Source organism: Solibacillus sp. FSL R7-0668, from assembly GCF_038006205.1.
Lineage (GTDB): Bacteria > Bacillota > Bacilli > Bacillales_A > Planococcaceae > Solibacillus.
Window position 1 is genome coordinate 889586 of record NZ_JBBOUU010000001.1, and the last position, 24645, is coordinate 914230.

General features: G+C 38.7%; 28 protein-coding genes. 22 read left to right on the top strand and 6 right to left on the bottom strand.

The features are described 5' to 3' along the window. Positions 1–11: 11 nt before the first annotated feature. The gene (locus MKX47_RS04060; RefSeq protein ID WP_340771416.1) at positions 12–923 is read right to left on the bottom strand and encodes a COX15/CtaA family protein; all 912 of its coding nucleotides are present in this window, start codon (positions 921–923) and stop codon (positions 12–14) included. Between the two features lie 918 nt (positions 924–1841). On the opposite strand from MKX47_RS04060, the gene coxB reads away from it, so the two are divergent. From coxB to MKX47_RS04090, 6 genes are all read left to right on the top strand, one after another. Then, positions 1842–2912: a cytochrome c oxidase subunit II gene (gene coxB, locus MKX47_RS04065; protein WP_340771418.1), complete on the top strand. Its 1071-nt coding sequence runs from the start codon at positions 1842–1844 to the stop codon at positions 2910–2912. Positions 2913–2951: 39 nt separating this feature from the next. Then, positions 2952–4892, top strand: a complete 1941-nt coding sequence (locus MKX47_RS04070) for a cbb3-type cytochrome c oxidase subunit I (RefSeq protein WP_340771420.1) — start codon at positions 2952–2954, stop codon at positions 4890–4892. Then, positions 4892–5518 (top strand): cytochrome (ubi)quinol oxidase subunit III, encoded by a 627-nt coding sequence (locus MKX47_RS04075; protein WP_340771422.1) that lies wholly within the window; start codon positions 4892–4894, stop codon positions 5516–5518. Before MKX47_RS04070 ends, MKX47_RS04075 begins: the two co-directional genes overlap by 1 nt. Beyond that, positions 5518–5865: a cytochrome C oxidase subunit IV family protein gene (locus MKX47_RS04080; protein ID WP_340771424.1), complete on the top strand. Its 348-nt coding sequence runs from the start codon at positions 5518–5520 to the stop codon at positions 5863–5865. Before MKX47_RS04075 ends, MKX47_RS04080 begins: the two co-directional genes overlap by 1 nt. 262 nt (positions 5866–6127) lie before the next feature. Continuing rightward, on the top strand, positions 6128–7039 hold the full coding sequence (gene ctaG / locus MKX47_RS04085) for a cytochrome c oxidase assembly factor CtaG (protein ID WP_340771426.1): 912 nt from the start codon (positions 6128–6130) through the stop codon (positions 7037–7039). A gap of 73 nt (positions 7040–7112) precedes the next feature. Beyond that, entirely contained in the window at positions 7113–7574 is a 462-nt protein-coding gene (locus tag MKX47_RS04090; protein WP_340771427.1) for a DUF420 domain-containing protein, read from the top strand. Between the two features lie 86 nt (positions 7575–7660). Here the strand turns inward: MKX47_RS04090 and MKX47_RS04095 are convergent, their stop codons facing one another. Further along, positions 7661–8017 carry a YugN family protein gene (locus MKX47_RS04095; RefSeq protein WP_340771430.1) on the bottom strand — a complete coding sequence of 119 codons (357 nt, stop codon included), beginning with the start codon at positions 8015–8017 and terminating at the stop codon, positions 7661–7663. A 149-nt stretch (positions 8018–8166) separates the two neighbouring features. Between MKX47_RS04095 and MKX47_RS04100 the strand changes: the two genes are divergently transcribed. The 3 genes from MKX47_RS04100 to MKX47_RS04110 all read left to right on the top strand — a co-directional run bounded on the left by MKX47_RS04100 (position 8167) and on the right by MKX47_RS04110 (position 11258). After that, positions 8167–9213, top strand: a complete 1047-nt coding sequence (locus MKX47_RS04100; protein WP_340771432.1) for a CAP domain-containing protein — start codon at positions 8167–8169, stop codon at positions 9211–9213. Positions 9214–9281: 68 nt separating this feature from the next. After that, the gene (locus MKX47_RS04105; RefSeq protein WP_340771436.1) at positions 9282–10763 is read left to right on the top strand and encodes a UDP-N-acetylmuramoyl-L-alanyl-D-glutamate--2,6-diaminopimelate ligase; all 1482 of its coding nucleotides are present in this window, start codon (positions 9282–9284) and stop codon (positions 10761–10763) included. Positions 10764–10811: 48 nt separating this feature from the next. Beyond that, positions 10812–11258: a YlbF family regulator gene (locus tag MKX47_RS04110; RefSeq protein ID WP_340771439.1), complete on the top strand. Its 447-nt coding sequence runs from the start codon at positions 10812–10814 to the stop codon at positions 11256–11258. Positions 11259–11307: 49 nt separating this feature from the next. On the opposite strand, the gene MKX47_RS04115 is transcribed toward MKX47_RS04110, so the two are convergent. Then, the gene (locus MKX47_RS04115; protein WP_340771440.1) at positions 11308–12216 is read right to left on the bottom strand and encodes a glycerophosphodiester phosphodiesterase family protein; all 909 of its coding nucleotides are present in this window, start codon (positions 12214–12216) and stop codon (positions 11308–11310) included. 276 nt (positions 12217–12492) lie between these two features. Between MKX47_RS04115 and MKX47_RS04120 the strand changes: the two genes are divergently transcribed. Further along, positions 12493–12765 carry a YlbG family protein gene (locus MKX47_RS04120; protein ID WP_340771443.1) on the top strand — a complete coding sequence of 91 codons (273 nt, stop codon included), beginning with the start codon at positions 12493–12495 and terminating at the stop codon, positions 12763–12765. On the opposite strand, the gene MKX47_RS04125 is transcribed toward MKX47_RS04120, so the two are convergent. Further along, positions 12766–13155: a DUF7147 family protein gene (locus MKX47_RS04125; RefSeq protein WP_340771445.1), complete on the bottom strand. Its 390-nt coding sequence runs from the start codon at positions 13153–13155 to the stop codon at positions 12766–12768. Between the two features lie 53 nt (positions 13156–13208). Here MKX47_RS04125 and MKX47_RS04130 point away from each other — a divergent pair, with 53 nt between their 5' ends. Genes MKX47_RS04130 through coaD form a run of 3 tightly spaced genes read left to right on the top strand, consistent with a single transcriptional unit; the run spans position 13209 to position 15711 of the window. Continuing rightward, positions 13209–14627: an RNA polymerase II gene (locus tag MKX47_RS04130; RefSeq protein ID WP_340771447.1), complete on the top strand. Its 1419-nt coding sequence runs from the start codon at positions 13209–13211 to the stop codon at positions 14625–14627. A 29-nt stretch (positions 14628–14656) separates the two neighbouring features. Next, positions 14657–15229, top strand: coding sequence for a 16S rRNA (guanine(966)-N(2))-methyltransferase RsmD (rsmD, locus tag MKX47_RS04135; protein WP_340771449.1), 573 nt, complete (start codon positions 14657–14659; stop codon positions 15227–15229). After that, positions 15226–15711, top strand: coding sequence for a pantetheine-phosphate adenylyltransferase (coaD, locus tag MKX47_RS04140; RefSeq protein WP_340771452.1), 486 nt, complete (start codon positions 15226–15228; stop codon positions 15709–15711). Before rsmD ends, coaD begins: the two co-directional genes overlap by 4 nt. A gap of 49 nt (positions 15712–15760) precedes the next feature. Here the strand turns inward: coaD and MKX47_RS04145 are convergent, their stop codons facing one another. After that, complete coding sequence (locus tag MKX47_RS04145; protein ID WP_340771456.1) at positions 15761–16531, bottom strand: hypothetical protein; 771 nt, start codon at positions 16529–16531, stop codon at positions 15761–15763. Positions 16532–16738: 207 nt separating this feature from the next. On the opposite strand from MKX47_RS04145, the gene MKX47_RS04150 reads away from it, so the two are divergent. Then, positions 16739–17788 carry a SepM family pheromone-processing serine protease gene (locus MKX47_RS04150; RefSeq protein WP_340771459.1) on the top strand — a complete coding sequence of 350 codons (1050 nt, stop codon included), beginning with the start codon at positions 16739–16741 and terminating at the stop codon, positions 17786–17788. Here MKX47_RS04150 and MKX47_RS04155 read toward each other — a convergent pair. Continuing rightward, positions 17785–18993 carry a nucleotidyltransferase gene (locus tag MKX47_RS04155; RefSeq protein ID WP_340771462.1) on the bottom strand — a complete coding sequence of 403 codons (1209 nt, stop codon included), beginning with the start codon at positions 18991–18993 and terminating at the stop codon, positions 17785–17787. The two genes, MKX47_RS04150 and MKX47_RS04155, sit on opposite strands and share 4 nt — an antisense overlap. 185 nt (positions 18994–19178) lie before the next feature. Between MKX47_RS04155 and MKX47_RS04160 the strand changes: the two genes are divergently transcribed. The 8 genes from MKX47_RS04160 to MKX47_RS04195 all read left to right on the top strand — a co-directional run bounded on the left by MKX47_RS04160 (position 19179) and on the right by MKX47_RS04195 (position 24563). Beyond that, positions 19179–19712, top strand: a complete 534-nt coding sequence (locus tag MKX47_RS04160; protein WP_340771465.1) for a YceD family protein — start codon at positions 19179–19181, stop codon at positions 19710–19712. A gap of 23 nt (positions 19713–19735) precedes the next feature. Next, positions 19736–19909: a 50S ribosomal protein L32 gene (gene rpmF / locus MKX47_RS04165; protein WP_008403415.1), complete on the top strand. Its 174-nt coding sequence runs from the start codon at positions 19736–19738 to the stop codon at positions 19907–19909. Positions 19910–20074: 165 nt separating this feature from the next. Beyond that, a complete protein-coding gene (locus tag MKX47_RS04170; protein ID WP_340771467.1) occupies positions 20075–20839 on the top strand; it encodes an enoyl-CoA hydratase/isomerase family protein in 765 nt (254 codons plus the stop codon). A 108-nt stretch (positions 20840–20947) separates the two neighbouring features. Next, on the top strand, positions 20948–21331 hold the full coding sequence (locus MKX47_RS04175; protein ID WP_340771469.1) for a transcriptional regulator: 384 nt from the start codon (positions 20948–20950) through the stop codon (positions 21329–21331). 118 nt (positions 21332–21449) lie between these two features. After that, positions 21450–21662 carry a biotin/lipoyl-binding carrier protein gene (locus MKX47_RS04180; RefSeq protein ID WP_340771471.1) on the top strand — a complete coding sequence of 71 codons (213 nt, stop codon included), beginning with the start codon at positions 21450–21452 and terminating at the stop codon, positions 21660–21662. Between the two features lie 17 nt (positions 21663–21679). Further along, positions 21680–23215: an acyl-CoA carboxylase subunit beta gene (locus MKX47_RS04185; protein WP_340771473.1), complete on the top strand. Its 1536-nt coding sequence runs from the start codon at positions 21680–21682 to the stop codon at positions 23213–23215. A 68-nt stretch (positions 23216–23283) separates the two neighbouring features. Then, the gene (locus MKX47_RS04190; protein WP_340771476.1) at positions 23284–24171 is read left to right on the top strand and encodes a ketopantoate reductase family protein; all 888 of its coding nucleotides are present in this window, start codon (positions 23284–23286) and stop codon (positions 24169–24171) included. Continuing rightward, positions 24168–24563: a DUF3397 domain-containing protein gene (locus MKX47_RS04195; protein ID WP_340771479.1), complete on the top strand. Its 396-nt coding sequence runs from the start codon at positions 24168–24170 to the stop codon at positions 24561–24563. The genes MKX47_RS04190 and MKX47_RS04195 overlap by 4 nt, the downstream gene beginning before the upstream one ends. Positions 24564–24645 lie beyond the last annotated feature (82 nt).

Below are 24645 nucleotides of genomic sequence, written 5' to 3' on the forward strand. Positions count from 1 at the left end.
ATTAGGATTTTTTATTTAGAACGTGAAACGAGTAAGATGAAATAGCATAATAAGCCGAATAGCAATGTAATAAGTAATGAGTGTAGTAATGAAACAAGTAAATGTAACTTAAATAGTACGACAAGCATGCCGGCTAGTACTTGCCCAATGACAAGTAACATGGCCGTAATCCAGCCCCAGAAAATGACGCGCTGCTCTTTATAATTGCGAACGACATAAACGGTAATATAAACCATCCAAATGACGAATAGTAGCACGGCAAATCGATGCCCCATTTGAACCCATTCATACATATTATAAGGAATTGCGAATGGTTCTTCGTTGCGACAGAATGGCCAATCTGGACAAACTAAACTGGAATCTGTATGACGAACAAGAGCGCCAGAGTACACAACGATATATGAATATAATGTAACGCAGATTGTATGTATCTTTAATTTTTTACTCATGAAAATCCGGTCGGTATCGAATTTGGAATCTGCCTCAAACACGATAAACGTAAGTAACAGTACCGCTGCAAATGAAATTAACGAAATTCCAAAATGTAGCGCTAAGATGAAATCTCCTTGTCCCCACAGTACTTGTGCAGCTCCGATCAGCGCTTGAAGAATTAGGAAGAATAATGCCAAAAATCCTAAAAATTTCACTTCACGAATATGTCCAAGCGAACGCCATGTCCAAATGACTAAAATCAGAATGAAAATGGAAACAGAACCTGTAACTAACCGATGCGAAAATTCTATTAAAACTTCTGTTGTAATTTCTTGAGGTATTAATGAGCCGTTACAATCTGGCCAATTTCGCCCGCAACCTAAACCACTATCGGTTTTCGTAACGAGCGCCCCACCTTGCAGAATCAGCAACATGCCAAGCGTCGATAAAACACCAAACCATTTTAAAAATTTATTGTATTTTTGTTGCATAAAGTTGAGCCCACCTACTTTAATATTCAACGTCGCTTATGAAAGCGTCTCTAGTTTCAAATGATAGCGAAAAAATGGCAAAAATACAACTTATATCAAGGTTTCGCTCGAAATAGCACCCATTTTTTCACAAATTGTTCATAAATTCGTCTCCTATCCTTCACAAATATTGGCAGAAAATGAATTACTATATATATATGTTGTTTTAGATTTCTAAGCGCTTCTAAATTTTTGAAATGCTGCTTTTTGAAATTTCACGAAACGTCTAGAAATCCGATACAAATTTAGATATAGTTAATGGTAGCGGAATATGCTTACAAATTTGAAAGGAAAAGTAATAGTAAGGCGTGCAACCCTTGTAATAACGACTACTGTTTATTACATACCAAATAAATTCATGTGCATTTTCGTTTTACGCTGATTAAAATTGATTGTTCAATTTTAGTTAAAATAATCATGAAATGGGTAATTCATCTATATCGACTGCTTCACGTAATGATACAAATCGAAGCATAGAGTAGGGAATGCGTACAAACTATTATTATTTGGAACTTCAATCACGATTATGAAGCTTTGTAAGCAATGGCATCGTTTGCTGCCATACATGTGGGGACTAGCAATTTGGCTAGCGTTTATGCTTCACTCGTTTTAGTAATATTGTAGATTTACAGATTTGATGGGGACTCGAATTTCTAGCACTGATTATTTTTTTGTAAGCTCGCTATCAATGGTAAATTTATAGGCGCATAATACTTTGTTGCAAATATTACGGACTAAACGCTAATCATTTTGAAGTGAGTGGCTTACGTATTGGAATTCTTTCTTTGGCAGTAGTTACTGCATAAGAATTCACATAAACATAACCGTAGTCCTGGTTACACATGAAAATACAACAAAGAAAGAGGGGTTTATTAAGCTATGATGAAAGGGCTTAAAAAATGGCGTTTATTCTCGCTATTAACAGTAATGACGGTTTTCCTTTCAGCATGTGGTGAAGAATATCTTTCGACGCTTCGCCCAGCAGGTCCGGTAGGTAAAGAGCAACTAAACATCTTATTATTAACTATTGTGATTATGGCATTAGTCGTAGTCGTAGTATCTACAATTTATTTAGTTGCTTTCTTTAAATTCCGTCGATCTAAATTAGGTGCTAATCATATGCCTAAGCAAGTAGAAGGAAGCCACACATTAGAAGTAATCTGGACAGTTATTCCAATTATTTTACTATTAATTATAGCTGTACCAACATTGAATTCTACTTACAAATTTGCAGATGTTGCTGCAATGGATGAAGTAGATGAAAATGGTAACAAAACAGCTCTTACAGTGAATGTAACAGCAAAATTATATTGGTGGGAGTTTGAATATCCAGATTTAGGTATTATTACTGCGCAAGAGCTAGTAGTACCAACTGGTGAAAAAGTATACTTCAACCTAATCGCTTCGGACGTTAAGCACTCCTTCTGGATCCCAGCAGCGGGCGGTAAGATGGATACTAACGTTGATGGTATTAACAAATTCTATTTACAATTCGACAAAGAATCAGCTGATTTAAATGATGGAGAAGGCGTATTCTATGGTAAATGTGCTGAGTTATGTGGTCCTTCTCACGCATTAATGGACTTCAAAGTTAAAGCACTTGAGCCAGCAGCATTTGATGCATGGGTTGCATCAATGAAAGCAACAGAAGGTCAAACTGCAAGCGCAGAATCAGCTGATGTTGGGGAAGCGGCATTTGCAAACTCTTGCTTAGGATGTCACGCAGTATCAGCAGTAGCTGGTAATGGTATGGGTCCTAACTTAACAACATTCGGTGACCGTAACCGCTTAGCTGGTTTCATGGAGCACTCTGTTGAAGAAACAACAAACTGGATTATTGATCCTGAGAAGTACAAACCAGGTAACACAATGACTGGTAAATATAATGTTACAGATGAAGAAGCAAAAGCAATTGCTGAATATTTAATGACATTATCTGTTGAAAAATAATTTTAAAACAAGAGAGAAACTTTGAAGGAGGTTAAAGTTGTGAGCTCTGTTACACAGAAAAAGGGCTTTGGGGCACATGTATGGGACTATTTAACAACAGTCGATCATAAAAAGATCGCGATTATGTATTTAGCTGCCGGTACATTGTTCTTCGCAATTGCAGGTTTTGAAGCGTTACTTATGCGTATTCAATTAATGTTCCCAGAAAGTACATTCATTTCTGCAGGCCTATTTAACGAATTATTAACAATGCACGGTACAACGATGCTATTCTTAGCAGCGACACCGATTATCTTTGCCTTTATGAACGCCATCGTACCACTTCAAATTGGTGCACGTGACGTAGCGTTCCCATTCTTAAACTCACTAGGGTTCTGGTTATTCTTCCTTGGTGCGGTATTCCTTCACCTTTCATTCTTCCTAGGTGGAGCACCTGATGCAGGTTGGACATCATATGCATCATTATCTTTATATTCGCCAGGACATGGTATCGACTTCTATATCCTTGGTTTACAAATTTCTGGTGCGGGTACGTTAATCTCTGGTATTAACTTTATCGTAACGATTATTACGATGCGTGCACCTGGTATGACGTTCATGCGTATGCCATTATTCACTTGGACTACTTTAGTATCAAGTTCATTAATTTTATTCGCATTCCCTCCACTTACTGGTGGTTTATTCTTACTGTTAGTGGACCGTATGTTCGGAGCAAACTTCTTCGACCATACAATGGGTGGTAACACAATTATTTGGGAGCATTTATTCTGGATCTTTGGTCACCCTGAAGTATATATTTTAGTATTACCAGCATTCGGTTTATTCTCTGAGATTATTCCTGTATTTGCTCGTAAACGTTTATTCGGATATTCTTCAATGGTATTCGCAACAATTTTAATCGGTTTCTTAGGGTTCATGGTATGGGCTCACCACATGTTCACAGTTGGTTTAGGTGCTACTGCGAACGCAATCTTCGCTGTTGCAACAATGGCGATTGCCGTTCCTACAGGGATGAAAGTATTCAACTGGATTCTTACAATCTGGGGCGGTTCGATTAAAGTTACAGTACCAATGCTTTATGCACTTGGTTTCATCCCGTCATTCGTTGCGGGGGGAGTTACAGGGGTTATGCAAGCAACTGCGCCACTTGACTACCAATTACACGATTCTTACTTTATCGTAGCTCACTTCCACTACGTAATCGTAGGTGGTATCGTAACTGCGTTATTCGGTTCAGCTCACTTCTACTGGCCGATTATGTTTAACCGTGCGTTAAATCATAAACTGGGAGTCCTTACTTTCTGGATCTTCTTCATTGGTTTCCATTTAACGTTCTTCCTACAACATTTCTTAGGGTTAATGGGTATGCCACGTCGTGTATTTACATACATGGGCGGCCAAGGTTGGGATTTATTCAACTTCATCTCAACAATTGGTGCTATGATGATGGGTGTTGGGGTAATTTTATTAGTAGTCGATGTATTATTATCGATTAAATCAGAACCAGTTAACAAACGTGATTACTGGGGCGATGGTCGTTCACTTGAGTGGGCAATCGAAACGCCACTACCATTCTATAACTTTAAACAAACACCACTTGTACGCGGATTCGATCCTTATTGGATTGAAAAAGAGGAAGGTAACAAAGAAGGGATGGTTTATGCTGAGCCACTAGGCGAAATTCATATGCCAAACAACTCAATCTTACCTTTACTTATGTCAATCGGAACATTCATCGCTGCATTCGGTGCTTTATACAGCCCATGGGGTGATCAAGTTCAAGCGGGTACAGCTACAGGTGCTTCACCAGCCGTATCACTAGCATTAATTATCGGTGGTTTAGGCTTAACAATTGGCTGTATGATTGCTCGTTCGTTCAAGGATGATCTTGGCTTCCATGTAACAGTTGCTGAAGTTGAAGCAATTGAAGCAGATTTAGCTCACTACCGTGCAACTGGTAAAAAAGGGGGTAACAAGTAATGGATATTAATCAAAAATTTACTCCACAAACTTGGCCAAAACACCCTGAACAAGCTACACAAGAAGGGAAAAACAAGTTAGTTGGTCTTTGGATTTTCCTAGCGTCAGATACAGTATTATTTGCGAGTGTGTTTGCTACATACATCGCATTAAAAGATCATGGTCCAGCAGGGATGGAGTTCGCTGCAAAAGACCTATATGAACTACCATTAGCATTTATTATGACGATGTTATTATTAACATCTTCATTAACTTCTGTGTATGCAATGTACCATATGAAGAATTATAACTTTAACGGTGTTCGTACATGGATGGGAATTACAGTTCTTTTAGGTCTAGGCTTCCTATGCTTAGAAATTTATGAATTCCAGCATTACGTCCATATTGGATTTGGTTATACACAATCTGCATTCTCTTCTGCGTTCTTTACGCTTGTAGGGATGCACGGAATTCACGTTATTATTGGTTTAATTTGGATTTCAGGGTTAATCATCCGCAATAGCGGTCGAGGCCTTAACCTTTACAACGCGCCGAAGTTCTTTGCAGCTTCATTATACTGGCACTTCATCGACGTTGTATGGGTATTCATCTTCACAGTAGTATATCTGATGGGAGTGTTGGGATAATGGCACACGGAACTCATGTAGAAGTACGTACTCAAGCTCAATACGAATATGACAAGGCTCAGTCTAAAGCTCATATGCGTAAACAAGTAGTAAACTTTGCGATCATGATTTTCTTAACATTTATCGCGTTTGCTTCTGTATTATCTGGCTTCGCGCCAACGTTCATCATTCCAGTGATTTTATTACTTGCTGGAATCCAAGTGGTATTACAACTTTATGCTTTCATGCACTTAGAAGACCGTTCAACACATATGGTTGGTGTGATTGAATTCTTTATTTGGAGTGCAGCCTTCATCGCGTTTACGTTCTTCCTTGCGTTTACAACAATCATTTGGTGGGGCAACTAAGCAAAACAAACACGTCCTTAGCATGTGCTAAGGGCGTTTTGCTTGTTGTAAAGGGGTTAGTTAATCGCTATTCGCATTGTAGCACGCCACATGGACGGGGCGTTTTACTCACTCGGAGTTGGGCGGGCGCGAATGCAATTTCTTATTAAACAAATACATAAAATACATGTTTGTTTTCAAGCAATTGTCATAGTTATTCCATTGAAGTTATAAATTTCCCATTCTATAATGAACATACTGATGTTTAAAGGAGCATGGTCATATGCCGATAAGTATTTTTGGTTTTCAAGCATTATGGAGTCCTTATTTATTAGGGACGCTTATTCTCGTGACAGTGTTATATTTTTTAGTAACTGTAAAGTGGCAGCATAAATTCAAAGCAAGCGAACCATTAAAGAAAAGTGAAGCGACCAATTTTATTCTTTTTGTCATTTCGTTCTATATTATTAAAGGCTCGCCGATTGATTTATTAGGTCATATTATGTTTACATTGCATATGACACAGATGGCATTTTTATTGTTGTTAGTACCGATATTCTTTATTAAAGGTATTCCAGATTGGATTTGGAAAATTGTTGTGGAAGCGCCAGTGATGCGTACAATTTTTCAAGTCTTTACGAAGCCTTTAGTAGCGATTGTGTTATTTACCGGATTGTTTTCGGTTTATCATTTACCTTCCGTTTTTGACACAATTAAATTAAATGAAATTCTACATATGCTCTATACGATGATTTTATTTATTTCTTCAATTTTTATGTATTGGCCATTATTAAATACTGTTGAAGGTCAGCATGAAATGAAAAATATAAGTAAATTGGCGTATATTGCATCGAATGCGGTATTAATTACGCCGGCTTGCGCATTAATTATTTTTGCATCTAGCCCAATGTATGGGACATATAGCGATAGCGAGATGTGGATGAAAGCGATGGAGCTATGTGTGCCTACATCAACATTATCAGGGCTGTCATTATCTGGCCCAGAATTATTTTCGAATATGGATTTAGTAAGTGACCAGCAAGTTGGTGGCGTACTGATGAAAATTATTCAAGAAATTATATTTGGTATTATTTTATTCCGTATTTTCCGAAAATGGTGGAATACTGAACGTACAAGCCAAGAGGAAATTACACAAAATGCACTAAAAGAGTTTCAAAATAGAACTCATTACTAATAAAATGATAAACTAAATAGACATGATTGATCATGTGAAAACAAATGAATTATTGAGATTGGGGATTTTATTAATGGGCGTACCTATTTTACCAACAATCAGTACTGCGTTTATCGTAATCAGTGCTGTTTTAGTAGCAATTGGTTGGGTTTTAATTGCACAACGAAAAATTGAGGCACATAAAAAAGTGATGTTTGCTGCGGGTGTTTCAGCGCTAATTTTCTTCATTATTTATGCTTCACGTACGGTATTTATCGGAAACACGGCATTTGGTGGACCAGATGAATTAAAAGGCTACTATACATTCTTTTTAGTTTTCCATATTACATTAGCAACAACGGGTGCTGTATTTGGACTTACGAGCCTTTTTTCAGGCTTTAAAAATAACTTGAAATTACATCGTCGTATCGGACCAATTACAAGTATTATTTGGTTCTTCGTAGCCATTACAGGGGTTTTAGTTTACTTATTACTCTATGTCATTTATGAAGGCGGAGAAACTACTTCCGTATTTAAAGCAATTTTAGGCTTCTAATGAAAAGCTTCTCATGCAGATGTGTGAGAAGCTTTTCTTATAAAATAAAAAAAGCTGGATACGAGCGACCAGCTTTTTAGCGTGTATTAAATACCGTATGCAGATAATTCTTTACGAACATCAATTAATACTTTTTCACACTCTTTTAATAAATGTGAAGGGAAAACTTCGTCTGTGTATTCAACACCATGTGGATAGTAATATTTGCCGAGTGCAGGCTTGTTGATGTTTAATGTTGCGCTATTTGCACCTACATCACCAGATACAGCATCACAGAAAACACGTAAGTAGAAACGGCCTTCTTTAACGTCATATTTACGGTCGAATGTCATACGGTCATAATCCCATGCTCCGTCGCATTCTAAACCAAATTTACCCATTACTGTTGTTAAAACTTCTTGATCTACTTTAACATTTTCCAGTTGTGTATTTTCAATATACATTTCGTTATCCTCCTTATACCTATCGTACAAAACTATACGGTCAAATTTAATAATAGAACAAAATGGTAAATGTTTCAATGACAACATTGTGTCATTGAGGCCAAAATTGGTATAATTATACTTGATATAATAGGAGAGTGGAGGGCTTTATGAAGGTTTTATTTCAAATATTGATCGTCGCGACCTGTATTGGCATTGTCGTATATTATACAAATGTGGAGCCTTCTAAAACAGAGGTGCTAGAAGGGCCTACAACGATAACGAAACCCGTGGTCGATGTAGAGCCTACACAGCAAAATAGTGATGAATTGCCAAGACCAACAACAGGGATTTCCATATATATCGGAAAATCAAGTGATGAAATTTTGGATAATTACGGTAAGCCGTTGCGCGTAGATCCAACTGAATTTGGTTATGAGTGGTGGATCTATGAACAGCAGGCAGGCCTATTGATGGTAGGGATAATGGATCGAATTGTCACACAAATCTTTACAAATGACATGAATTTTAATACAACACCTTATACGATCAATGAATCGATTGAAGATATTTACCGAATGACGATTTTTGAACAAGAAGTATCCTTTGAAAGTGACGATAATGTGTACCTATTTGCGATGAATGAAGAGGATATGAAAAATCGAATTTTAGTGAAGTATGGCGATGTTTATGTACAGCTCTACATAGATCAAGAAACGAATACACTGTATGGTGTGCGTTTTTTAGATGGCGCGACACTTGTATTACATAAATCATACGAAATGCAATTTGTTGGGGAGCTAGTAGAGGCAAGCACACCTTCTAGCTTTGCACAAATCGAAATTAATTTAGCGAATGGCCGGCAACTGACCGCGTTAACGAATGCTTTCCGACAAAAGTTTGAATTACCGAAATTGCTGTTTTCTAATATGTTGACATCCTTAGCCAATGATAATAGTGAACAAATGTTTTTAGCCCTAATGGAAACACAAGCAACGGACTCCGAAAAGTTTGATGTCGGTGGAGAATTAGATGCACTTGAAATCAGCTATGAGCAGCTTGGGGAAAATGTAGCGGCAAATTATAAAGATTCGATTGAAGTATTCCATGGCTGGATTAATTCAAAGGAACACCGTGCACTCATAGTCAATCAAGACTATACGCACATCGGTTCGGGTGCGTATTTGAATAATTTTACACAGCTGTATATGAAGTAAGAAATAAAGCGCTGCCTTCGAGTAGCGTTTTTTTATTTGGGTCATACAGTAAAGTAAGGAGTGTGAGTGTGCAATTAGCAGAGCTATTAAATGATTGGCCGTGTACTGTCAAGGGCTCTGTGCGATGTGAAGTAATGCGCATTGAGGATCATACGAGCGAAGTAACAGCGGGAACCATTTTTGTAGCAAGAAAGGGAAAGGTATCAAATGGGATCACGTATATTCCTCAAGCGATATCAAATGGCGCAGTAGCGATTGTTGTGGACGATGAACATTATTATAATTCGGCTAAGCTAACAGTGCCCCTTATTTGGGTGCCGAATACGCTGAGTTTTTTAGCGTATAGCAATGCAAAGATGCATCATTTTCCAGCTGAAGTATTGACGATTATTGCTGTAACAGGTACAAATGGTAAAACAACTGTGACGCATTTAATTGGACAATTATTGCAACGTTTGAAGCAACAGGTCATGGTCATCGGTACAAACGGTGTCTATGTCAATGGGATCAAATCTTTCGAGCATTACGAATCATTAACGACCTTGCAGCCTAAGCAATTGCAAACCTTATTTCATGAAGCAGTGAAGGCCGGCATTTGCTATGTTGTATTGGAAGCTTCCTCTATTGGCTTGCATAAGCACCGGCTGGATTATAGTGATATTGATATTGGTGTGTTTTTAAATGTGACGGAGGATCATCTTGAAGATCATGGAAGTATGGAAAATTATAAATTAGCGAAGCAAATATTGGCGACGATGGCCAAACAAATTATTGTCAATAGCGACGATGTTATTTGTCGTTCGATTGGCTTTTCGAAAAAGGGGAAAAGAAGCTTTTTCGGAAAGGGCCAGCATGTGGATTATTTTTATCAGGTTTTATTTGAAGGCGCGACCTATACAACGTGCCTAGTACAATATAAGGATGAAAAGCATGTTGTGCACATACCGTTTGTTGGAGACTATCAATGCTCGAATGTATTAGCGGCAATCAGTGTATTAGTTCAATTACAATACCCGCTTGAGCAATTATGCAGCTATTGTGAAGAGCTCAAATTGCCTGAAGGAAGATTTGAACGCATTACGAATGACCGTGGCTTAGATATTATTATTGATTATGCTCATACACCGGATGCAATGAAGCAACTGTTACAAGCTGTAAAACGGCAAGCAAAACAACGCGTCATCGTTGTATTTAGCTGTGGTGGCAATCGCGATCAAGCAAAGCGATCAAAAATGGGGATGATTGCTTCCATTTATGCTGATATCATTATTTTGACAACAGATAATGCGCGCAGTGAAGATCCCCAAACGATCAATGCACAAATTCAACAGGGCTTTTCCTCTACACAAGTTTTTCATGAGGTACTTGATCGGAAGCAAGCAATTTTAGCAGCGTTAGAGGAAGCAAAAGAAGGCGACTCCGTTGTCATATTAGGCAAGGGGCATGAAAAAACACAGCAGATTGGCAAAGTTCAAAGTGAATTTTCAGATCATCTATGTGTTCGGCAATTTTTACAGGATACACAGCAACAAGCAGGCAACGACAATTGATTTTCGAAGCGATTCTGTTATGATTAGATGAGATTGGAGGAATTAACAATGCTCATGACTTCAGATTGGCTCCTGATATTGGATGAGGTCGATGAATTAAGTGCGATGATACTCTCTTCTACACAAGCGCAAGCCTATCGGAATGCATATATGGCTGTGTATGGGGATGAAGCATTAAGTGCTCAAATTAAGGCCTTTCAACGATTAAAAGATCAATATGAGGATGTCCAACGCTTCGGAAAATATCATCCTGATTATCATACAATTATGAAACAAATTCGAACAGAAAAGCGTGCGCTCGATTTAAACGAGCAAGTAGCGGCTCTGAAAGTAGCGGAAAATGACTATCAAGATTTATTAGATGAAATCAGTTTTATTATCGGTCGTTCCGTTTCAGAGGCGGTAAAAATTCCAGCAAGCAATCCGTTCTTTGCAAGCGGCTCATCATGTGGCTCAGGCTGTGGTACAGGTGGCAGCTGCTCTTGCTCGGCTTAATGTTTCATGAAAAAACCAACATTCGCCTATGAATGTTGGTTTTTTTTATTTAAACTTCGATGGTTTCGTTTACGAGTGCGGCAATATCAGGGCGATTTGTAATAATGCCCATTGCCCCTTGACGAATTAAGCGATTCATCGTCATTAAATCATCGATATCGCTATACATTGTTGGGACATTTAAGTCTGCTAAAAATTTCACAAAGCGCGGTGAGTCATAATTGAAAACTCCTGCTTTTAACGGTACAACAAATAAGTCTACTTTTGGATTGTATAAATGACCAAATTGACTTGTAAATGCCGTCATTGCTTTTTTCACGTCGCTTTCACCCGCACCTAATGCTATGCGGTTTTGTGCGTATAAATTGAAGCGGTCAATTTGCTCACTATAGGGGCTTGTTACGATAATTTGATACTGAATATCTAATTCTTCGATTAAGCGCCATAGTTTCGAAGGCATTAAACTACCTTCATATGTGTCTGGGCTATCTTGAATAGAAACAATAAATAATTTATTTGGATATTTTTCGAAAAGTTCACGCAATGTAACTACTGCTACTGCATCCTCTTCATATGGACGTATGCCATCAATTGATTCAAAATGATAGCCGATATTCAGTTGCTTTAGTTCCTCTAATGTTAAATCTTTGACGTAACCTGTGCCGTTTGTTGTGCGATCAACAGTAGCATCGTGGAAGGCAATAATTTCTTCGTCTTTTGTAAGACGTACGCTTACAGCAAATCCATCTACTCCATGATCGCTTGCTTGTTCAAATGCAAGTGATGAGTGTTCAGGAGCTAAAGCAGCGCCCCCATACTGTGCGATAATAATTGGACGTTCAAATTGTAATGCTTCTTTAGATTCGCGTTTTTGTGGCTTCGAAATCGCTTTGGATCCTGCCCATGCCGCAGCACTCGCCGCAGCAATTGCTAAAGCAACTTTTGTTTTCTTACCCATTAAATTCGTCCTCCTCTAACCGTACATTTCTTCTACTATGACTATGAATAAATAGAGTGTGAAACGTGCATGAACGTATGGAGTGCATTTTATCACTCTACTCGTTCCTATTATAACGGATAAAGACGTCAACTGTCTAAACTCTGTTGCTATCAATTTGTACATTTGGTATTCTTTTAATGGATAATGTAGTAAAAATTTTGTTCAAATGAGCAGGGGTTCCTGTTCGTTTTTGACAATATACGTGGTCGTTTAAATGAGAAAAGAGGGATTTATATGAATGAAAGACAAGGGTTGATTGTTTACGTTCATCAGTTGAAGCATGCGAAATCGCTGAGGAAATATGGGCATGTTAATTTTATTTCACGCAAACAAAAATATGTAGTCATTTATTGTAATCGTGAGGACATGGAAGCCTTAAAGACAAAAATACAACGCCTTCCTTTTGTGAAAGACGTTGTAGAGTCATACCGACCATTTGTCAAAACCGAATTTGAAAATGCCAAACCAGATAAGGCAAAAGAATATGATTATAAAATCGGGCTTTAATTAGCGCATAGGTGGTATGTAATGATTTAGTCGTAAAATGCCAATTAAGTATTGATAATATTGATTTGTTTCCGAAAAAATAGAAGAGTGCTTAATTTCGAAAATATTTTCTAACTGACCGACTTCTTGGATTGTTTGTTTGAAAATTTCGATGCGCTTCGAAGGCTTTTCCGCATTAAATGGAATCCCTTCGCGGCAAATGTATATGGGCATGAATTTACTTTCACCAGCTGGCTTCAATGCGACAGCTAGTGAGGCAACTTGTTGGCCGTTATGATTAGCAGTAAAGATGAACGCGTTGTGGAAACGGTTTTCATTTGTTTTAACTAGCTCACAAAGCTCGTAAATGTCACCATAACCTTGACCAAGTTCGATAAATTGTTGAATCATTATGACACATCCTTTCTTTTATAATAGTATCATGATGCAGGAGGGTAGAGCACATGAAAATTGCAGTAAGTATTTTTTCTTTTTTAGCAATTTTAATCGGGACTGTCCTTTTTATGCAGTTCCAAGTTTATTCAAATGAGTTAGACTCGATCGAAAAGGGCTATCAGTACTCACAGGAAATTGAAATTGTATATCATGGCGATAGCTTAGACATTCGTCAGCATTTCAAAAATTTACCGACAGAGGAAATTAGCATCGAATGGCCGAAAAAAGCGGTCAGTCCCAATTGTTTTATTGAAAATGAGCATAGCTGTGCGCGTTTAAGTGAGGATTCTTTAACCTTTAAAGCGGGCGAAACACGTGCACAATCCATTTCTTATGTCATCCCATTAGAAAAAGGGTTGCAGTCCAGTAAACTGATGAAAGATGTGTTTACAACCTTAAAAAATGGCGATGTTCAATTTTCAACGGTACATATTTCTACTTCTCCTGATATTCAAGGGGAGTGGGTGACAGGCTTACCATTAATCGGTGAGCAAAAGCTCTCATTAGTAAATTACACAATGTTTAGTGGACGCGGTGCGGTAAAGGATTTGTTCTGGCAAGATGGTATCATGGATTTACAGCATCAATCTGAGCTATTATCCATTTATTCAAAAACAGCGTTAACACCGGCCTTTTATGAAAAATTAAAAAAGGTAAACTTTTTAAATGCCGATTCTTTTGCTGTTATTAATGGTGCCAATATGGATGGCTTAGAAGGCTATCGCATGCTATTTTTACCGAATATTACAATTGCACAATTACAGCAAACTGTTGTCATTTCACAATTAGAAGCGATGTATGAATTTGGCGACAGTCCAAACTGGGTAAAAGAATTAGTGGCGTCGTATTTGACAGGAACCGTATTTGGCAGCGATAAAACAAAAGAGGTTGCTTCGATGATTACCAATCAAATGACCGATCAGCAATTAGAAGATTGGTTGGCGCGTTTACAAGCATTAGAAGGACAAGCGATGAATACAGAAGTTTTAGATGAGCAGCTGTCAGAAGTGCTAGGTGCAACGACTAGATATATCACGATGAATGCGGCAACAAAAGGTTCATATCCTTTTTTATTCAACGATCCGCGTGAGATTTATGTGAATTTACATAAACAAGAGGCCATTCAAGTGGTCTTAAAAGATGGGGAAGTGCTATATTCTGCGGATTCTTTATTAAATGCGCTAGGATATGATGTGAAAACGGGTGAAAACGGGTATTATGTAACGAGTGAAACACGTGCGTTCCGATTCCCACATGACCCTGGCTTCTATGTATTTAACCAGCGTCGTTATAATACGGTATCGATGCCTATTAAAACAGTTGCTGGCCAATATTTCATAGAGGAAGCATGGTTGCAGCGTCTATTTTTAGTCGAATTAACAAAATCGGATAATCGAATTACGATTACAGCACCTGATGATCAATAATAGACGATTTTAGAAAGATTGGTGAAAACATGCGCGTAGTAGCGGGTGATCGAAAAGGAATGCCATTGAAGGCCGTAGCGGGTAGTACAACTCGTCCAACAACCGATAAAGTAAAGGAATCGATATTTAATATCATTGGCCCATTTTTTGACGGTGGGACAGTCGTCGATTTGTTTGCTGGTAGTGGTGGGCTAGGAATTGAGACGTTAAGCCGCGGGGCAGCGCATGCTTTATTTATAGAAAAGGATAGTCGCGCATACCAAGTGTTGCAGGAAAACATCAAAAAATGCCGTTATGAGGACGTTTCAGAATTATTCCGAGTCGATGCAGCACGTGCGGTAAAGGCATTAGTAAAGCGTGAAATTGTGATTGATTATTTATTTGTCGATCCACCTTATCACAAAAAAGAGTATTATGATTTAGTCGAAACGCTTGTAGCAGGCGGAAAATTATCTGAGCAGGCGATAATTATGTGTGAGCATTCTACAGAAGTCACACTGCCAGAAAATTACGGGATGTACCGTCTTGTTAGACAAGAAACGTATGGCAGTACAATTATTTCGATTTATCGTTACGAAGGAGAAGAGGGAGCAATCGAATGACGGAAAAAATAGCTGTAGTACCAGGGAGTTTTGACCCGATTACAAAAGGGCATTTGGATATTATTCGACGTGCCGCAGATGTGTTTGATGTAGTTTATGTCGCTGTATTAAACAATTCTGCAAAACAGCCATTATTTACGGTAGAAGAGCGTTCAGCGTTAATTAAAGAGGTAACGAAGGAATTACCGAACATTCGTATCGAAACGTCCTCGGGGCTTTTAATTGATTATGCTCGCGAAAAAAATGCAAAGGCAATCGTGCGTGGATTGCGTGCTGTTTCAGACTTTGAATATGAAATGCAAATCACATCGATGAACCGTGTATTAGACGAAAATATCGAAACATTTTTCATCATGACAAAAAATCAATATTCGTTTTTAAGCTCAAGCATTGTCAAGGAAGTTGCGAAATATGGGGGCAATGTAAGCGAGCTTGTACCAGCAATCGTGGAACAAGCATTAAAACAAAAATTTAATCACTAATAAAAAGCTTTTGTGTTAGAGGGACGACCCTTCATACACAAAAGCTTTTTTACATGAAGAAAAGTGCAAACAGGATCGGGATACAAAGACTATAAAGTGCCCGTATTATAAAATAGGGGCGCAGTGGAATTTGCGCTGTTCGTGCAATGACCACTACTTGTAGGTGAATGCTAAAGCTCTGTGTTGTAAGAAGAACGACACTAAAAAATAGGAGCCACTTTCCATACAGATGCTGTTGAAGCATCGCTAGTCCATTCGTCATTTCTAAGGTGCCAGCTGTAAATAGCTTGAATACAGTGGGGAGGCTAGTAAACGATTCAATACTATGAATGACAACATGATAAATGGTTGTAAAAAAAATTAACGTAATCGCCACTGTTAGGATGGTCGGTGCACTATCGCGTATACTATTCGAAAATGGTGTTGTTTCTTTGATAGGCGCTACGGTTTGAACGCCATCCTTTGCTACAAGACGATAAACGACGAGTAACAAGCAAAGTGAAAAGCTATGTATTAACAATAAATATTGCCAGCTAAACGTAGTAGATTGCAGTAAGTCCTGTCCAACAAAGCCAAATAGAAATAACGGACTGGGGCTATGACAAATTCCGAGCATTAATGCTGCCTGACGCTTTGTAAATACTTGTTGCTTTGTGAGCTGTGTAATCGTTGCCGCTCCTGTAGGAAAGCCACCAATCGCGCTAATAAAGTATGTTTGAAAAAAGGTGAAATAAGAGGTGCTAGAAGAAGTTGTAGTAATGCGAATGAGCCAGCTTGTTAAGATTAAATACGGTAATAAATAAGGGAAGAGAGCTTCCATAAAAAGGGTAAACCCTAAATCTACCCCTTCATGCGTTACATCAGGGAATTGTAACATTAATAAAATAAGCAATAAGCATAAAAGGATCTTCCAAATAATACGTCATCCTTTACAATATTTTGTCATTCATTCGTTCAGATGCTACACTAATTGTATGCACAAGCAATTTAAATTAGTCTTTCACTGATTTTGGAGGCGTTCGTATAGATGAACAATAAAGCAAAAATTTCAATAGGAATCTTTTTTATTTTTTTAATGATACTATCATTTTATCGCTTGGATTATTATATTACAAAGCCTGGTGGTACATATGATGTGAGTGATTTCTTAGCCGTTCAAAATGGTGATGTGGACGATGAGGGCGCGCTTTACATGACAACTGTTGCAATGGGACGTGCAACCCCAATATCCTATGCAATGGCAAGTATGATGGACTTTTACGACATTGTAAAAATAACGGATGTACGTCAAGAGGAAGAAGATGACGAGGAATATAATATACGCCAATTAAAATACATGACGGATTCGCAATTTAATGCAACCTATGTCGCGTTTAATCGCGCGGAATTAGATTATCAAGTGACCTATAAAGGGCTCTATGTCCTGAATGTATTAGCAGATGGCGCGGCAGATGGCTATTTAAAGCCAGGCGATGAAATAGTAGAAGCAGATGGCAAGCGCATCGATAGTTTAGAAACATTTCGTGACATCATTACCCCAAAAACAAAAGGGGACCAAATACGCCTTGTTGTGAAGCGCAATGACAAATTAATTGATGAAACATTAGCTATTAAAAAAATTCCAGGTGCGGATGACCGCTATGGCATTGGCATTACCTACTCTGAAAGCAAATCGATCAAAACAGATCCAAAAGTAAATGTGAAAACAGAGGATATTGGTGGACCATCCGCGGGTCTTATGTTTACATTAGAGCTGTTAAATCAATTGGTGGATGAGGATATTACAAAGGGCTATAATATAGCAGGTACAGGTGAAATATTTGAAGATGGTACAGTAGGTCGAATTGGCGGCATTGAGAAGAAAATTGTCTCAGCACATAAAGAAAGCATGGATATTTTCTTTGCACCAGACGATGAAATTACAGAAGCGATGCTTGAGTATGACTCAAACATCGAATCTAATTATGAAACCGCAAAGAAAACGGGCGAAAAAATTAAGACAGCTATGAAAATCGTACCCGTTAAAACAGTGGATGATGCACTAAACTATTTAGAAACACTACAACCGAAAAATTAAAACCGGATAGGCGGAGATTTATAATCTTCGTCTATTTTAATGCTTGAAAATTGTGCGACCCCTTGTTGGTACATTTGCGTCGCATGTAAATCAATGGCTAAAACCGGATCACTAATCGCAGCTACGCGACTAATTAGCGGCAATGTAAGGGATTTTTTTATCGTGGATATATACGCCTGACCTTGCTTGGTCATTCCTAAAATCCGAATATAGCTCGGTGCCTGTGTTTGATGTAATTGCTCCTTTGTGATGCCTGTATATATATGTGTCAGCATGCGCTGTAGACGAGTCCATGTATAGCGCTTTGACTTTAAGGCATTCATAAATTCGGCGTAGCTATCACTTGCCGCCGCATGCTTGAGAAGTGAATTTTCAAGCCCCTCTGACACATCGGCATATTGCTTTAGTTGCTGCGGTGTATGGCGTAAAAGGGCATATTTTAAAAGTGGCCAAAAGCTTTCCCAGCTTGCAAATTGCCCATGAGTATGTTGCCAAATTTGCAGCTGCTCTCTACTTGCTAAAGGTAAAAACTGTGCCATCTCCTGTAAATTTTGGCCGCCAAATAAAGCTTGGCGAATACCTGTTGCACTAGCGATTTGGCTAGACGTATCAATCGCATCATGATAGCCGGCAGCAATGCGCTGAATTGTAGCAGGTTGCATTGCACACTCGAGTTGCTTCAATGCTTCAACATAGTGATAGCCTAAAATATTGTTTGGCTGTGCTAAATCGATGTATGCATTTGGAGCTTGTTGAGTAAGCTGTTCGTAGGCAATAAATAATGCCTGTGGATAGCTTTTTCCTTGTTGAACCTGTTCTTTAATGATGCGATTATACAGGTCTTGATTAGTGTGAATGATCTCATACGTATTTAGAAAAGGAGTGATTGTACCCTGTTCGCTTCCGAAAGCAAGGTGTTTGCATTGCATGGCCTCAAGCAATTGAACTGCACCTGATGCGAATAAAGTGGCTTGAGCCGTACTAAAAATGTACGGAAGCTCAATGACAACATCCACACCACTTTGTAACGCCATTTTCGTGCGATACCATTTGTCTACGAGTGCGGGTTCTCCGCGTTGTAAAAACTGGCCACTCATTACGGCAACCGCGACATCGGACTTCGTTGTACGTTTTGCCTCGGTTACATGATGGAAGTGTCCATTATGAAAAGGATTATATTCTACGACAATACCAACAGCTTGCATAAACTTCCTCCTTACGATAGAATTATTTTTCGCTTATATTGACGAAAATTTGGTGAATGTTAGGTTTCGATATGATAGAATGTAACTTGATTATAAGCACGTTTTTAAAGAGTGACAAGAAATTATCTTGACATCTTTTTTTGTACACTATATAATCAACAGTGTTGTCTCGAGGTGATAAACGAATGAAATGGTCAATTCATCAATTATCGAAGTTTCGAAAAGACGGCATGCCACTTGACCTTGTTGTTAACTTGGATGACGTTAAAAGTCGTAACGGAGATATTCGCAACGTTTCACCCGTTCATGTAAAAGGGCTATGTACTTTCGGTGCATCGCAAATGACTTGTCAATTAACGATTAGCGCTACATTGACGCTTCCGTGTGCTCGCACGTGGGAAGATGTTGAATATCCTGTGGAAATTGAAACAGCTGAGGTATTTAGCTGGATTGATCCAGAAAACCGCGGGGATGTTGATGGCGATATCCACTTTATTGATGGAGAAGTAATTGACATGAAGCCAGTACTTGAAGAATTGATTCTTCTTGAAGTGCCAATGCAAGTATTCAAAGAGAATACCGAAGGACAAGTGCAGGGCGGTAAAGACTGGTCCTATTCAACGGATGAAGATGTAGAAAAGGCTAAACAAGTTGACGAACCAAAAGTGGATCCAAGACTGGCTGATTTAGCTAAGTATTTTGATCAAACAGATGAATAACTATCTGTAAGGAGGTGCCAATAATGGCTGTACCATTTAGAAGAACTTCTAAAACTGCAAAAAGAAAGCGTCGTACGCATTTCAAATTATCTGTACCTGGTATGGTAGCTTGCCCAAACTGTGGTGAAGCTAAATTATCACACCGCGTGTGCAAAGCTTGCGGACAATACAAAGGTAAAGAAGTAGTAGCAAAATAATTCAGTATTTTGCTCAGATAAGACTAGTTGAGAGACCATGGCTCTTAACTAGTCTTTTTTCTAGTTGTCTTTCTTTTACATAAATTATTGTAAAATTATTTTTACTCGCGTAGTATTGATATTGTTAGAAAATTTAATCACTTTATAAAACAAGGGGGATGGAAGATGGATTACTTAATTCAAAATGACAATGGGATTTTAACATTTACCATTAATCGTGAGGAAAAGCGTAATGCGATTAACTATGCAGTAATGGATGGCTTAAAAGAAGTGATTACATACATAAAAGAACATGATGATGTGCGCTTTTTAGTCATTACGGGAGCAGGCGAAAAATCATTTTGTTCAGGTGGGGATTTATCAGAGTTTCATAATTTAGAAACCGAGGATCAAGCATTTGGTATGCTAAGCAAAATGGCAGAAATTTTATATGAAGTAGCAACCTTACCTGTACCAACCATTGCTTTAATTAACGGTACGGCTGTAGGTGGAGGCTGTGAGATTGCAACAGCCTGTGATTTCCGTTTAATGGCCTCACATGCAAAGGCGGGCTTTATTCAAGGATCGCTTGCAATTACATCGGGCTGGGGCGGCGGTACGTATTTATTTGAGCGCGGGCTACGTCATGACCGTGCACTAAAAATGCTCGTAGATGCCAAACCATATGATGCCCAAACATTATACGAAATTGGCTGGGCAATGCGTGTCTATATTGAAGGTACGAAAGAACAAGCATTAGCCGACTTTATTGAGCATATGGCGAAAATTCACCCTTCCGTGCATCAAGCCTATAAAGAAATTGAGCTTCGTAAATGGCGTGAACGTAATATGTATGAACGCGTGATGGAAGAGGTTCGCTTATGTGCAAAGCTTTGGGAATCAGAAGCGCATCATGAAGCGGTGCAAAATTTTTTAAACAAAAAGAAATAAGAATGATCCAGTTACGACGAAACTATTTTTGTCGTAACTTTTTTTATTTTAAAGTCTATTTCGACGTCACAGGCATATAGTAGTAAAAAATATGAGGTGGTGCATGAAGTGGGACAAAAAAGACGAAAAGATCAATGGACAGTTGCAGATGATGAAAAGTTAGCGGAAATTGTGATTCATAGTGTACAAAATGGTCGAACACAGCTAGAGGCGTTTGAGCAAGCGGCACAGGCGTTAAATCGTACGAAGCAGGCGTGTGGGTTTAGATGGAATAAAACACTACGTACTCAATACGGACAAGTGTTAAATAGTGTAAGAAAGCGCCCGAAACAGCTCATGCGTAGTCATTTGAAATTGGCATTAACAAGCTTTGAGGAATTAACAGAGGCGTACAATGTATTAGAGATGAAATATTCCGAGCTACAATCGGATTATGACAAAATGCAAAAATGGCTGCAACAGGGTTCTGTTTATATGAAAGAAAAAGGATAAGGCAGAAAAAAAGATATTATACGAGAAAATATTTGTAATTAAATTTACAGCTAGCTTACAATGGTATTAGTAAGTCTGCGTGAAATTACGCAAATATCTTTCTAAGGGGGCAAATTTTATGGCACAAATAAAAGCACAAATGGCAGGTACTGTTTTTGAGGTGAGTGTAAAAGAGGGAGATAGCGTAACAAAGGGGCAAACATTAATTATTTTAGAATCCATGAAAATGGAGATTGCGCATGATGCAGAAGAGGATGGCGCCGTTGCAAAAGTGAATGTTACTGAAGGAGATTTTGTAGAAGAGCATGATGTATTAGTAGAATTAGTGTAAGTGACGGGGGAATAGACATGCATACAAATTATAAAGAGCACTTACAGCAAAAAATCGAAACTATTTATGCAGGTGGCGCTCCGAAATATCATGAAAAATTAAACGAAACGAATAAATTATTTGTACGAGATCGATTAGCGTTATTATTTGATGATGGCCTCTATGAAGAGGATGCACGTTTCGCAAATTGCGCAGCAGATGATTTGCCTGCAGATGGCGTCGTAACCGCAATCGGACAAATCGACGGGCAAACGGTATGTGTCATGGCAAATGATTCGACGGTAAAAGCGGGTTCTTGGGGCTCGCGTACTGTTGAAAAAATTATTCGTATTCAAGAAACGGCCGAAAAATTACAAGTACCTATGCTGTATTTAGTGGACTCAGCCGGTGCGCGAATTACCGATCAATTAGAGATGTTTCCGGGACGTCGAGGAGCGGGACGCATTTTTCATAACCAAGTACGCATGAGTGGTGCAGTTCCGCAAATTTGTATTTTATTTGGTCCATCTGCTGCAGGTGGCGCGTATATTCCTGCCTTTTGCGATATCGTCATTATGGTGGAGGGTAATGCGTCAATGTATTTAGGCTCCCCGCGTATGGCGGAAAAAGTAATTGGGGAAAAGGTGTCGCTTGAAGAAATGGGCGGCGCACGCATGCATTGTACGGTAAGTGGCTGTGGGGACGTACTTGCTGAAACGGAAGAACAGGCAATCCGGGAAGCACAGCGTTATATTAGCTATTTTCCAGCGAACTTTGCAGAGTTCCCACCTTCAGAAGAGCCGAAAGCACCAGTTGTGGGTCGCACGCTAGAAGAAATTGTCCCTGAAAATCAAAATGCGCCGTTTGATATGTATGAAGCAATCGAGCAATTGATTGACGAGGCAAGCTTTTTTGAGATAAAGAAGCTATTTGCACCCGAGATAATTACTGGACTGGCACGCATCGATGGGCAAGTTGTCGGGATCATTGCGAACCAGCCTAAAGTGAAAGGGGGCGTGCTATTTGTTGATTCCGCGGACAAAGCAGCGAAGTTTATTACATTGTGTGACGCCTTTTCGATTCCTTTATTATTTTTAGCGGATGTGCCGGGCTTTATGATTGGCACAAAAGTAGAAAAAGCAGGGATTATTCGTCATGGGGCTAAATTTATTTCCGCGATGAGTGCAGCAACTGTACCGAAAATTTCAGTCATTGTTCGGAAAGCATACGGAGCGGGGCTATATGCGATGTGTGGTCCTGCATTTGAGCCAGATGCAGTAATCGCATTACCAACAGCTCAAATTGCCGTTATGGGTCCTGAGGCGGCTGTGAATGCCGTGTATTCAAATAAAATTGAAGCGATAGAAGACCCGAAAGAGCGCATGCAGTTTGTAAAACAAAAAATCGAGGCGTACAAGGAAGAAATCAATTTATACAAGCTAGCATCAGAAATGGTCATTGATGATATCGTAGCGCCGAATGAACTGCGAAGTGTATTAATTCAACGTTTTCACCATTACAATTCCAAACAAATGGTGTTACCATATCGAAAACATCCAGTATATCCAGTATAATAAAGTAAGCTAAAGGTCTGTCTTGAAGGCAGACCTTTTTAATTCGAAATTAATTTGAGGTATAATAGATGCGTATTGAAATTATTGGAGCCGGTGCAGTAGGGTTAATCATTGCTAGTTATTTAATTGAGCAGCAAGTAGAGGTCACTTTAGTGAAGCGCCAGCAATGCAAAAAGGAGCAAAGTATCGCTCGAATCAATTTAGACGGAAGCTTGAAAACGAATTTACAAGCTTCAGTAGCGACTCGCCCTTCAAATAAGGCGGATTTAATCATTGTGGCGGTCAAGTACGGTCAATTACAAGAGTTATATCCAATATTGGCGGAGATGCCGGTGAGTAGCCCGATACTATTCGTTCAAAACGGACTGGCTCATTTTGACGAAGCTTTGCAATTACCGCAGCAAAACATCGCGTTTAGTTCTATTCGATTTGGTGCGCAAAAATTAGAGGAATTCCATGTTGCGCATAAAGGAATAGGAGAGATGAAAATTGCGGTAGCACGAGGAGATTCTGCGCTATTTACAATGTTACAAAAGTTTTCAAGCGGTAATTTCCCGATTGATTTTGAGCAGGATGCCGAAATAATGCTACTAGAAAAGGCGCTGTTAAATTGCTTTATTAATCCGCTAACAGCCATTTTACAAGTGAACAACGGACAATTAATATCTGAAAACAATGCTTTTCAATTATTAAAAAATTTATATAATGAAATAATGGCGGTATTTCCACATTATGAAAAAATCATTCAATTTGAGCAAGTTGTAGCATTATGTAACAAAACAGCTGCAAACACCTCATCTATGTTGGCAGATCGCTTAGCGGGTAGAAAAACTGAAGTTGATACAATTGTAGCACCGTTTTTGAAGAAAGCTGCATTGCAAAATCAACGGATGCCGGTGTTGCAAACCATCTACTTGCTTGTCAAAGCCTTTGAGGAGAGCGGTGAAAAAATGTGATCTTATTTCTTCAATTCATGTTCGCAACAATTATTATTTTTCCGATAATCCTTTTTATCATTATGCTACTTGTTTGTCGGAAGTTGAAGTTTAAGAAACGTAAAGCAATCGGATTAGCGGCAGATGTGACGACGTTGATCTTACTGTTTTCAGTCCCTATAGCGATTCATAGCCTATGGGGGGTATCGATTTGGATTCCGATGCTCGTTGCCTTGCTTATTATAGCAATCATTTTTACATATACAGATTGGCGAACTAAAAAAGAAATTGAAATAAAACCACTATTAAAGAAAATTTGGCGCATGTATTTTTTAATCCTAAGTTTTGCCTATTTTACAACATGGGTTATTGGCATGACACATTCTGTAATGATTTATATGGTGATTGATTAAGCCATTATTCTTTCGTTATGCCGAAATACTGGATACAATAGAACAGCAGTTAAAAAACGAATGATTAATAGAACTGAGTAGA

Excerpts from the sequence above, each read along its gene's own strand:
- MKX47_RS04060 (WP_340771416.1), bottom strand. The coding sequence starts at position 923 with ATGCAACAAAAATACAATAAATTTTTAAAATGGTTTGGTGTTTTATCG.
- coxB (WP_340771418.1), top strand. The coding sequence starts at position 1,842 with ATGATGAAAGGGCTTAAAAAATGGCGTTTATTCTCGCTATTAACAGTA.
- MKX47_RS04075 (WP_340771422.1), top strand. The coding sequence starts at position 4,892 with ATGGATATTAATCAAAAATTTACTCCACAAACTTGGCCAAAACACCCT.
- MKX47_RS04080 (WP_340771424.1), top strand. The coding sequence starts at position 5,518 with ATGGCACACGGAACTCATGTAGAAGTACGTACTCAAGCTCAATACGAA.
- ctaG (WP_340771426.1), top strand. The coding sequence starts at position 6,128 with ATGCCGATAAGTATTTTTGGTTTTCAAGCATTATGGAGTCCTTATTTA.
- MKX47_RS04090 (WP_340771427.1), top strand. The coding sequence starts at position 7,113 with ATGGGCGTACCTATTTTACCAACAATCAGTACTGCGTTTATCGTAATC.
- MKX47_RS04095 (WP_340771430.1), bottom strand. The coding sequence starts at position 8,017 with ATGTATATTGAAAATACACAACTGGAAAATGTTAAAGTAGATCAAGAA.
- MKX47_RS04100 (WP_340771432.1), top strand. The coding sequence starts at position 8,167 with ATGAAGGTTTTATTTCAAATATTGATCGTCGCGACCTGTATTGGCATT.
- MKX47_RS04110 (WP_340771439.1), top strand. The coding sequence starts at position 10,812 with ATGCTCATGACTTCAGATTGGCTCCTGATATTGGATGAGGTCGATGAA.
- MKX47_RS04115 (WP_340771440.1), bottom strand. The coding sequence starts at position 12,216 with ATGGGTAAGAAAACAAAAGTTGCTTTAGCAATTGCTGCGGCGAGTGCT.
- MKX47_RS04120 (WP_340771443.1), top strand. The coding sequence starts at position 12,493 with ATGAATGAAAGACAAGGGTTGATTGTTTACGTTCATCAGTTGAAGCAT.
- MKX47_RS04125 (WP_340771445.1), bottom strand. The coding sequence starts at position 13,155 with ATGATTCAACAATTTATCGAACTTGGTCAAGGTTATGGTGACATTTAC.
- MKX47_RS04130 (WP_340771447.1), top strand. The coding sequence starts at position 13,209 with ATGAAAATTGCAGTAAGTATTTTTTCTTTTTTAGCAATTTTAATCGGG.
- rsmD (WP_340771449.1), top strand. The coding sequence starts at position 14,657 with ATGCGCGTAGTAGCGGGTGATCGAAAAGGAATGCCATTGAAGGCCGTA.
- coaD (WP_340771452.1), top strand. The coding sequence starts at position 15,226 with ATGACGGAAAAAATAGCTGTAGTACCAGGGAGTTTTGACCCGATTACA.
- MKX47_RS04145 (WP_340771456.1), bottom strand. The coding sequence starts at position 16,531 with ATGGAAGCTCTCTTCCCTTATTTATTACCGTATTTAATCTTAACAAGC.
- MKX47_RS04150 (WP_340771459.1), top strand. The coding sequence starts at position 16,739 with ATGAACAATAAAGCAAAAATTTCAATAGGAATCTTTTTTATTTTTTTA.
- MKX47_RS04155 (WP_340771462.1), bottom strand. The coding sequence starts at position 18,993 with ATGCAAGCTGTTGGTATTGTCGTAGAATATAATCCTTTTCATAATGGA.
- MKX47_RS04160 (WP_340771465.1), top strand. The coding sequence starts at position 19,179 with ATGAAATGGTCAATTCATCAATTATCGAAGTTTCGAAAAGACGGCATG.
- rpmF (WP_008403415.1), top strand. The coding sequence starts at position 19,736 with ATGGCTGTACCATTTAGAAGAACTTCTAAAACTGCAAAAAGAAAGCGT.
- MKX47_RS04170 (WP_340771467.1), top strand. The coding sequence starts at position 20,075 with ATGGATTACTTAATTCAAAATGACAATGGGATTTTAACATTTACCATT.
- MKX47_RS04180 (WP_340771471.1), top strand. The coding sequence starts at position 21,450 with ATGGCACAAATAAAAGCACAAATGGCAGGTACTGTTTTTGAGGTGAGT.
- MKX47_RS04185 (WP_340771473.1), top strand. The coding sequence starts at position 21,680 with ATGCATACAAATTATAAAGAGCACTTACAGCAAAAAATCGAAACTATT.
- MKX47_RS04190 (WP_340771476.1), top strand. The coding sequence starts at position 23,284 with ATGCGTATTGAAATTATTGGAGCCGGTGCAGTAGGGTTAATCATTGCT.